This is a genomic window from Pseudomonas sp. GM80 (assembly GCF_000282515.1).
Classification (GTDB): domain Bacteria; phylum Pseudomonadota; class Gammaproteobacteria; order Pseudomonadales; family Pseudomonadaceae; genus Aquipseudomonas.
The window spans coordinates 23783-33118 of sequence record NZ_AKJD01000086.1 but is presented as its reverse complement, the minus strand read 5'-3'; the positions used below and the strand labels follow the sequence as shown (position 1 = coordinate 33118).

The 9336-nt window shown below is 59.2% G+C and carries 7 protein-coding genes; 4 read left to right on the top strand and 3 right to left on the bottom strand.

The features are described 5' to 3' along the window. Positions 1-93: 93 nt before the first annotated feature. On the top strand, positions 94-1236 hold the full coding sequence (gene pdxB, locus PMI37_RS15115) for a 4-phosphoerythronate dehydrogenase PdxB (protein WP_008082236.1): 1143 nt from the start codon (positions 94-96) through the stop codon (positions 1234-1236). Positions 1237-1420: 184 nt separating this feature from the next. Here the strand turns inward: pdxB and PMI37_RS15110 are convergent, their stop codons facing one another. After that, the gene (locus tag PMI37_RS15110; protein WP_008082229.1) at positions 1421-1600 is read right to left on the bottom strand and encodes a PA1571 family protein; all 180 of its coding nucleotides are present in this window, start codon (positions 1598-1600) and stop codon (positions 1421-1423) included. Between the two features lie 256 nt (positions 1601-1856). Between PMI37_RS15110 and PMI37_RS15105 the strand changes: the two genes are divergently transcribed. After that, positions 1857-3641, top strand: a complete 1785-nt coding sequence (locus tag PMI37_RS15105) for an ABC transporter transmembrane domain-containing protein (RefSeq protein WP_008082227.1) — start codon at positions 1857-1859, stop codon at positions 3639-3641. A 145-nt stretch (positions 3642-3786) separates the two neighbouring features. Here the strand turns inward: PMI37_RS15105 and PMI37_RS15100 are convergent, their stop codons facing one another. Then, positions 3787-5715: a transglycosylase SLT domain-containing protein gene (locus PMI37_RS15100; protein WP_008082225.1), complete on the bottom strand. Its 1929-nt coding sequence runs from the start codon at positions 5713-5715 to the stop codon at positions 3787-3789. Positions 5716-5929: 214 nt separating this feature from the next. Here PMI37_RS15100 and PMI37_RS15095 point away from each other — a divergent pair, with 214 nt between their 5' ends. Next, complete coding sequence (locus PMI37_RS15095) at positions 5930-7849, top strand: ATP-binding cassette domain-containing protein (protein ID WP_008082224.1); 1920 nt, start codon at positions 5930-5932, stop codon at positions 7847-7849. Positions 7850-7990: 141 nt separating this feature from the next. Here PMI37_RS15095 and PMI37_RS15090 read toward each other — a convergent pair whose 3' ends face one another. Then, the gene (locus PMI37_RS15090; protein WP_008082223.1) at positions 7991-8428 is read right to left on the bottom strand and encodes a universal stress protein; all 438 of its coding nucleotides are present in this window, start codon (positions 8426-8428) and stop codon (positions 7991-7993) included. Positions 8429-8531: 103 nt separating this feature from the next. Here PMI37_RS15090 and PMI37_RS15085 point away from each other — a divergent pair, with 103 nt between their 5' ends. Further along, on the top strand, positions 8532-8969 hold the full coding sequence (locus PMI37_RS15085) for a hypothetical protein (protein ID WP_008082215.1): 438 nt from the start codon (positions 8532-8534) through the stop codon (positions 8967-8969). Positions 8970-9336: the final 367 nt, after the last annotated feature.

Genomic DNA, 9336 nt, shown 5'->3' with positions numbered 1-9336 from the left:
ATCTTTTGATCTTGTTTTTAAGATCAGGATCAAAAGATCGCAGCCTGCGGCAGCTCCTACAGTTAGACTGCCGATTCGCCCAAGGAGCCCCCTATGCTGATTGTTGCCGACGAAAATATTCCGCTGCTCGACGCTTTTTTTGCCGGTTTCGGCGAGATCCGCCGAGTGCCGGGCCGTTCCATCGACCGTGCGACGGTCGAGCAGGCCGACGTGCTGCTTGTGCGTTCGGTGACCCAGGTCAACCGGGCGCTGCTTGCGGGCAGCAAGGTCCGATTCGTCGGCACCTGCACCATCGGTACCGATCATCTGGACCTCGATTACTTTAATGAAGCCGGCATCACCTGGTCGAGTGCCCCCGGCTGCAACGCCCGTGGCGTGGTCGATTACGTGCTGGGCAGCCTGATGACGCTCGCCGAAATCGAGGGCGTCGATCTGACTCAACGCACCTACGGCATTGTCGGTGCCGGCGAGGTCGGCGGTCGGCTGATCAAGGTTCTGCAAGGTCTGGGCTGGAACGTCAAGGTCTGCGATCCGCCGCGTCAGGCTGCCGAGGGCAGCGATTTCGTCAGCCTCGAACAGATCATCGAGCAGTGCGACGTGATCAGTCTGCACACGCCGTTGACCCGCAGCGGTGATGGCGCGACCTGGCATTTGTTCGATCAGCAGCGTTTGCAGCAACTCAAGCCCGGCACCTGGCTGATCAACGCCGCGCGTGGCCCGGTGGTCGATAACGCTGCGCTGCGCAATGTCCTGCTGGAGCGTGAAGACCTGCAAGCGGTGCTCGATGTCTGGGAAGCCGAACCTGAAGTTGACGTCGCGCTGGCTGAGCTCTGCGTATTGGCTACGCCGCACATCGCCGGTTACAGCCTCGATGGCAAACAGCGCGGCACGGCGCAGATCTATCAGGCGTACTGTGAATTTACCGGTCAGCCCGCGAGCATCCAGCTCAGTGACTTGCTGCCAGCACCGTGGTTGTCGGAAGTTTCCCTGCACGGCGAGAGCGATCCGGCCTGGGCGCTGGCGATGTTGTGCCGTGGCGTGTACGACCCGCGCCGCGATGATGCGGATTTTCGTCCTAGTCTCGTAGGCAATGTGGCTGAGCAGCGTGCGGCGTTTGATGTGTTGCGCAAGCAGTATCCGGTGCGGCGCGAGATCGAGGGGCTGAAGGTGCGCATCGAAGGCGAATCACCGGCGTTGCAGCAGATTGTGGCGGCACTCGGCGCGGTGGCTGTTTAAAGACCGAGGTGGCTTCATCGCTGGCAAGCCAGCTCCCACAGGTTTCGCGGGTGTACTCGGACTTTGAGCACGACGAAAATCCTGTGGGAGCTGGCTTGCCAGCGATCGCTCCAACGCAAAGCTCAAGTGTTCAGACAGAAAAAACCCGGCCAAAAAGGGCCGGGTCAGGAAGACGCTGGCTACATCACTCTTGTTCGGCAGGCTTGACCAATCGCTTGTCCAGTTCGCTGCACGCTTGCTGGATCATGTCTTCAGTGATCGGTACTTCGCGGCCCTGTTCATCAATAATCGAGCAACCCAGAGTCTGGCCGGGTTTGGTGCGGATCACTTCAATCTTGTCATCGCTGCTGTATTGCAAGGACATGGCCTGTCTCCTCATCAGGTTGTGTACTCAGGTTAAAACCGCCACGTGACCGGGCTGTGACAACTCCCTGCGGTCTGTCGACAGCGGCATCTCCACTCAAACAGAAATGACCGCTGGTCTCAACCGAGACCTTAGACCGATAGCAACTATGGCCTAGTCTTTGGGGGCATATTTAACCTGACTCATTGTGATTTACAGAGTTCCACCCCATAGAAGGTTTAGGCTAGCCCTTTCATCAACACGGATGTGTACCTGAATGACCCCGAAGTTTTCCTCACGGCACCGTCGCGCCCTGCGCCTGACCAGTCGATTTCTGGCCCCTTACCGCTGGCAAGTCATTGGTGCGCTGCTGGCGTTGATCGTCACCGCTGCCGTCACATTGTCGATGGGGCAGGGCATCAAATTGTTGGTCGATCGGGGCTTCATGACCCAGTCGCCGCATCAGCTCAACCAGAGCATTGGCATCTTCATGTTGATGGTGCTGGGCCTGGCGGTGGGCACGTTCGCGCGGTTTTACTGGGTGTCATGGATCGGCGAGCGTTGTGTGGCCGATATTCGCCGCGAGGTGTTCAACCATCTGGTTTATCTGCACCCCGGCTTTTACGAGAACAACCGCAGTTCGGAGATTCAGTCACGGCTGACAGCCGACACGACACTGTTGCAATCGGTGATCGGTTCGTCGCTGTCGATGTTCTTGCGCAACCTGCTGATGGTCATCGGCGGCGTCATCCTTTTGTTCGTCACCAATGCAAAACTCACCAGCATCGTGGTGATTGCCTTGCCGTTCGTGGTTGCACCGATCCTGATTTTCGGTCGACGCGTACGCAACCTGTCGCGGTTGAGCCAGGACCGGGTCGCCGATATCGGCAGCTATGTGTCCGAAACCCTTGGCCAGATCAAAACCGTACAGGCCTACAACCATCAGGTGCAGGACGAGCGGCGTTTTGCGTCTACGGTCGAGGAGGCTTTCGACACGGCGCGCAAACGCATCTTCCAGCGCTCGTGGATGATCACCATGGTCATCGTGCTGGTGCTGGGCGCGGTGGCGGTGATGTTGTGGGTCGGCGGCATGGACGTGATTGCCGGGCGAATCACCGGTGGCGAACTGGCCGCTTTTGTCTTTTACAGCCTGATCGTCGGCAGTGCGATCGGCACCCTGAGTGAAGTGATTGGCGAACTGCAGCGCGCGGCGGGCGCAGCCGAACGGATTGCAGAGTTGCTCGGTTCCCAAAACATCATCCAGCCACCTGCTGCGGGGCTGGTAACCTTGCCGGAGCGGGTCACGGGTGAACTGCAGTTGCAGGATGTACGGTTCTCCTACCCGTCGCGTCCGGAAAGTTACGCGGTCAACGGTTTGAATCTGACGATCCGGGCCGGTGAAACACTGGCATTGGTAGGGCCGTCCGGTGCTGGCAAGTCCACGGTGTACGACCTGCTGTTGCGTTTTTACGACCCGCTGGAAGGGCAGATCCTCATCGATGGCGTGCCGCTGACCCGTCTCGATCCGCTGGATCTGCGTCGCCACTTTGCGTTGGTGTCTCAGTCGCCGGCGCTGTTTTTCGGCAGCGTTGAAGAGAATATTCGTTACGGCAATCCCGGAGCGACCCTGGAGCAGGTCAAGGAGGCTGCAAAAATTGCTCACGCCCACGACTTCATCGAAAAGATGCCCAATGGTTACCAGACCCATCTGGGCGACGGCGGGCTGGGCCTTTCGGGTGGCCAGCGCCAACGCCTGGCGATTGCCCGCGCGTTGCTCGTCGACGCACCGATCCTGCTGCTGGACGAGGCCACCAGCGCCCTCGATGCTCAGAGCGAACACCTGATCCAGGAAGCCCTGCCGAGCCTGATGCAGAACCGCACCACGCTGGTCATCGCCCATCGCCTGGCTACCGTGAAAAACGCCGACCGGATCGCGGTTATGGATCAGGGACAGCTTGTCGCTATCGGCACCCATCAGGAACTGATTGCCAGCAATCCGCTGTACGCGCGGTTGGCGGCGTTGCAGTTCAATGATGGAAAAGTCACGGCTGATCAACTCTGATGGGCATTGCTTGCATCGACGGATGATCAGCTATAGGCACCTGTAGGAGCTGCCGCAGGCTTTTGAATTAAAAATGCCCGCATGAAAATGCGGGCATTTTTTTAAGCAGGATCAAAAGATCGCAGCCTGCGGCAGCTCCTACAGGTTATTGGTCATCAAAGTAACGTTCGTGCCAATCCACCAGCGGCTGTGGTGAGTTGAGTTTCTGGCCGTAGATCACCGAGTACGACAGTACGTTTTGCACGTACTGGCGGGTTTCGTCGAACGGGATGCTTTCCACCCAGACGTCGAAACTCAGGTGATCAGCGCCACGCAGCCATTGACGCACTCGACCCGGGCCGGCGTTGTAGGCGGCGGAGGCGAGGACGCGGTTGCCGTTGAATTGGCTGTGAACCTGGCTCAGATAGGCGGCGCCGAGCTGGATGTTCTTGTCCGGATCGAGCACCTGCTGCGGCGAGGCCAGCGGGATGCTGAATTTGCGCGCGGTTTCCTTGGCGGTGGCAGGCATCAGTTGCATCAGGCCGCTGGCACCGACGCCGGAGCGGGCGTCGTCCATGAACGCGCTTTCCTGACGGGTAATGGCAAACACCCAGCTCGAATGCAGGCCGCGAACCTTGGCTTCACGCACGAGGGTGTCGCGGTGGGCCATCGGGAAACGAATGTCCAGATCGTCCCAGTATTGCGCCTGGCTGATGGTGCGAATCGCCGGGAAGTACCACTTCAGGTCATAAGCCAGTTTCGCCTGGGCAACCATTTCGTCGCGGTTGAAGTGACGGCTGACGTGGTACCACTCGCGGCGACCGTCAACGATCTGCCCACGGGCATGGAATTCCAGCGCGCGGCGAACGCCAGGGGTGTTGCGCACTTTGTTGATCAGCGCCTGGCTGAGCACCAGTGGCTTGTTGTTCAACGAGTACGGCGATTGCGAGCGGTCGGCGGCGAGAAAGCCGTAGAAATCACGTTCGCGCGCCAGATTTTTGTATAGGTTCTGCGCTTCCGGGTTCTGCGGTTGCGCCAGTTCCAGGCTGCGTGCCTGCCAGTAGCGCCAGCGGTTGGTGGTGGCCAGATCCTGCGGCAGACGTTTGGTCAGTTGATAGGCATCGTCCCAACGCGCCAGACGCAACAGCAGGCGCAAACGCCATTCGGAGACGGTGTTGTCACGCAGCTCCGGGTCGTATTTGGTCATCACGTCCAGTGCGCGGCTGTCGAAACGCCGGGCCAGGGTCAGGCCGATTTCCCGGGCGATCGCAACTTTCTCATCACGGGAGAAATGCATGCTGCTGGCATAACCGTCGAGCAGGGCCATGGCCTTGTCCGGATCCTGACGGGCGAGGCGGCGCAGGCCGAGGCTGACCACGTCAGACATTGGTTCATCCGCCGGGGTGAAGCGTGACGGCTGGTTGAGCAACTCGGGTTTCTGTGCGACATCGACCAGCAAACGACCGCGCGGGGCGAGGGTGGTCAGTCCGTTAACGAGGCTGTTGGCCAGCGGATAGTTGCGCGCCTGGGCGGCGAGTTTGGTGCGCTCCCAGCGTTTCTGTTCAGTCAGTTGGCCGTCAGCGGCCCAAATGCCGAACAGCGCGTCACACGCGGCGGGCTGCGATTTACCGGTCAGCCAGAGCTTGTCGGCGTTGGCATAGCCCTCGGCTTTCTTGTTGTGTGTGATCTGGTACTGCGCATTCAGGCAGTCCAGTTCGGTGAAGTTGAGTTTCGGGTCGTAATACTTGACGAAGGTCGCCCAATCGCCACGGTCGGCCAGCCAGCGCAACCAGCGCAGCTTCATCCAGTTGGCCTGGGGCAGGTCACCGTGCTCGGCGAGGAATTTTTCGATTTCCTCGTTGCTTGCGCTTTTCAGGCGCGCGGTCAATTCGTCGTAAGCCAGATACGGTTCCAGCGGGTAATCGGCCAGCGCCTGGCTGTAACGGAAATACGGGCCGGTATCACCCTTGGCCAGGGCGCGCTTGGCTTCATCGTAATACTGGCGTTGGGTGGACAGGTCCACCGCCTGGGCGGATTGAACGGCAGCGGCGGAAAGTAGCAAACAGGACAAAACACTGAAAAGGCGACTGCGCATGAGACATCCGGGCAGAGAAATCATGACAAGTGCCGACACGAATCAGCACTGAATTGTCTGTAGCTTAGCCTTTTGCCAGCAAGCGGCGAAAGCTTTGCCGGCCTCACAGCACAAGTTCGCAACAAATGTTGTGCAGAGTGCTTCGACAGACAAATTGCCGGCCTGTTGAAGCCCTAACTCAGGTAGAATGCGCGCCCGGTTTTTGGAGAAGCTCATGACCCTGCTCAAATTCAGCGATGTGTCCCTTGCGTTCGGCGCTATGCCGTTGTTGGACAAGGTATCCTGGCAGATCGCCCGTGGTGAGCGGGTGTGCATCATCGGCCGCAACGGCACTGGCAAGTCCAGCATGATGAAACTGGTCAAGGGTGACCAGAAGCCTGATGACGGCTCGGTGTGGCGTGCACCCGGTCTGAAAATCGGCGAATTGCCGCAAGAATTGCCAGTGGCCGACGATCGGACAGTGTTTGACGTGGTCGCTGAAGGCCTTGATGGCGTGGGCGCGTTGCTCGCCGAATACCATCACCTTGCACAGAACTGCGTCACTGAAGAAGACCTGAACAAGCTGATGCACGTTCAGCAAGATCTCGAAGCCCGTGATGGCTGGCGTTTGCAGACGCTGGTCGATAGCACCTTGAGCCGCCTGCAACTGCCGGCCGACAAGACCCTCGCCCAGTTGTCCGGCGGCTGGCGTCGTCGCGTGCTGCTGGCGCAGGCGCTGGTGTCCGAGCCGGATCTGCTGCTGCTCGACGAACCGACCAACCACCTGGACATCGGTGCGATTGCCTGGCTCGAAGAAGCACTGAAAGATTTCCAGGGCGCCGTGCTGTTCATCACGCACGACCGTTCTTTCCTGCAAAACCTCGCCACGCGCATCCTCGAGCTGGATCGCGGCGGCCTGATCGACTGGAACGGCGACTACGCCAGTTTCCTCGTGCACAAAGAAGCCGCGCTGGCCGCTGAAGAAACCGCCAACGCGCTGTTCGACAAGAAACTGGCCCAGGAAGAAGTCTGGATCCGCCAGGGCATCAAGGCGCGCCGCACCCGTAACGAAGGCCGCGTCCGCGCCCTGAAAGCCTTGCGCGTCGAGCGTAGTGAACGTCGTGAGCGCACCGGCAAGGCCAACATTCAGCTGGACACTGCCGACAAGTCCGGCAAGCAGGTGATGGTGCTCGAGAACGTGAGTTTCGCTCACCCGGGCGGCCCGTTCCTGATCAAGGATTTCTCGATGGTGCTGACGCGCGGCGACCGTATTGGTCTGCTTGGCGCCAACGGTACAGGCAAGACCACGCTGTTGAAACTGATGCTCAGCGGTCTGCAACCGACCAGCGGCAAAGTGGAAGAAGGCACGCGGATCGACGTGGCCTACTTCGACCAGTTGCGCCACCAGCTGGATCTGGAAAAAACCGTTATCGACAACGTCGCCGAAGGTCGCGATTTCATCGATATCGACGGTCAGAGCCGCCATGTGCTGAGCTACCTTGGCGACTTCCTGTTCAGCCCGCAGCGTGCCCGCACGCCGGTCAAGGCGCTGTCGGGTGGTGAGCGTGCGCGTCTGTTGCTGGCGAAACTGTTCAGCAAACCGGCTAACCTGCTGGTCCTCGACGAACCAACCAACGACCTCGACGTGGAAACGCTGGAGCTGCTCGAAGAAGTGCTGCTGACCTTCAACGGCACCGTGCTGATGGTCAGCCACGACCGGGCATTCCTCGACAACGTGGTCACCAGCACACTGGTCTTCGAAGGTGAAGGCAAGGTGCGTGAATACGTCGGCGGCTATCAGGACTGGATCCGTCAGGGCGGCTCGCCGCGTCTGCTGGGCGTGACCGAAAGCAAGTCGGGCAAGGCTGACTTGAATTCGGCAGTGGTAAAGGCTGAGCCGGCGCCCGTGGCTGCACCTGCCGATGCGCCTGCTGCCAAGAAGAAGTTGAGCTATAAGCTGCAGCGCGAGCTGGAAGCGTTGCCGGGCGATATCGATGCCAAGGAACAGCAGATCGCTGCCGTGGAAGCCGAAATGGCTGACGCCGGGTTCTATCAGCGTCCTGCGGCTGAGACTGCCAAGGTCATTGCCTCGCTTGAGCAGTTGCAGGCTGAGCTGGATGCTTTGATGGAGCGTTGGGCTGAGCTCGATGCCTGATTGATCCGGCAATAAAAAAGCCCGGCCTCATTTGCGTGAGGCCGGGCTTTTTGTAGGAGCTGCCGAAGGCTGCGATGGTTTGATCTTGTTTTTAAAACCAACGTCAAAAGATCGCAGCCTTCGGCAGCTCCTACACAAGGGTTAGCGTTTGACCAGGTGCACGGCAAGGACATCGCAAGGTGCGCCGTGCAGCACGTCATTCGCAGTGGAGCCGAGCAACAGCGCCAGACCATGACGACCATGGCTGCCGACCACGATCAGATCGCACGCTTGTTCCTTGGAGAAATGATGGATTTCCTGGCGTGGCTGGCCGTAGGTCAGGTGGCAATTGGCGCCTTCGAGTTCGGAATACTTGAGCTTCAGGCGCTCCAGGCGCTCCTTGGCCTGATCGAACTGCTGTTGTTGCAGTTGTGACAGATCCATCGGCACGTCGCCGCCAAACGCCATGGCCATTGGCTCGACGATATGCACCAGCGACAGCTTGGCGCCATTGCTCACGGAAAGCTCGCGGGCGCGGTGAATCACAGGGTCGCACTCTTCAGTCAAATCTACAGCGACCAGGATGTGGTGGTAGGGCATGAGGTGCTCCTCCTGAGGTTTCAATATTGTTAAGTATGGCTGGTTTCAAGCGCATTGGTTCCAAAGTGACACAATGCGCTCACCAAGAATGGGGAGTAGAGATATGACGGTCTGGTTGGTGGTGTCAATCCTGTTGGTGGTTTTAAGTCCGCTGGCATGGTTGCGCCCATCGCGCGCGCAAAGCGGCCGTATTGCCCTGCGCATGGAGGCGCGGCGCATTGGCCTGGCCATGCAACTGGCGCCTCAGGAATGGCCGCACTGGCTGTCGCAAGAGCCGCCGAGCCCGTGTGCGCAATACCATCGGCCGCGCCGTGGCAAACAACCCGCGTGCTGGACTTACTGGCAGAAATCGCCGGGTGTGTGGGTCAATCAATGGCAGGAGGTCTGCGAAGACCGCGCGCTGCTCAATCATTTCGAAAAGTTGCCGGGCAACGTTTTCAAAATTGAGGCGGATGCGCAGATGATTGCCTTGTATTGGGGCGAGAAGGGCGAAGCCACGGTATTGCAAGATATCGACGCCACGCTGAAAGCGCTGGCGTGACGCGCGGACTTTTCCCACTGCAATGGTGGGGAACGTCCGGCAGACGCGCAATAAAAAGCCCGACATGATTCATCGGGCGGGGTTGGCCAGGCAGGCCGGTAATTCTTTGCTGATGTGCCGGGTGCATTAAGTGCATTTCCCTGTAGTCCAGCCAGCGTAGCCCGTTAAACAGGGCTCGGCGTGAATTAGGGCGAATTTTCTAACTATTGATTCTATGAATGGCTTCACATGCAGACGCGTGTTGCTGGTCTTCGTGGTACGGAAATGACCGCAAAGTCGCATTTCAACCCGCATTTTGGGCGATTGACAATTGTCGGAAATTCCGTGAAGGTGACATACCCAAATCAAACGGGCGTATGAATTGAGC

What these genes read in the sequence shown, in the direction of transcription:
- PMI37_RS15110 (WP_008082229.1), bottom strand. Translation starts at nt 1,600, where the DNA reads ATGTCCTTGCAATACAGCAGCGATGACAAGATTGAAGTGATCCGCACC.
- PMI37_RS15095 (WP_008082224.1), top strand. Translation starts at nt 5,930, where the DNA reads ATGACCCTGCTCAAATTCAGCGATGTGTCCCTTGCGTTCGGCGCTATG.
- pdxB (WP_008082236.1), top strand. Translation starts at nt 94, where the DNA reads ATGCTGATTGTTGCCGACGAAAATATTCCGCTGCTCGACGCTTTTTTT.
- PMI37_RS15100 (WP_008082225.1), bottom strand. Translation starts at nt 5,715, where the DNA reads ATGCGCAGTCGCCTTTTCAGTGTTTTGTCCTGTTTGCTACTTTCCGCC.
- PMI37_RS15085 (WP_008082215.1), top strand. Translation starts at nt 8,532, where the DNA reads ATGACGGTCTGGTTGGTGGTGTCAATCCTGTTGGTGGTTTTAAGTCCG.
- PMI37_RS15105 (WP_008082227.1), top strand. Translation starts at nt 1,857, where the DNA reads ATGACCCCGAAGTTTTCCTCACGGCACCGTCGCGCCCTGCGCCTGACC.
- PMI37_RS15090 (WP_008082223.1), bottom strand. Translation starts at nt 8,428, where the DNA reads ATGCCCTACCACCACATCCTGGTCGCTGTAGATTTGACTGAAGAGTGC.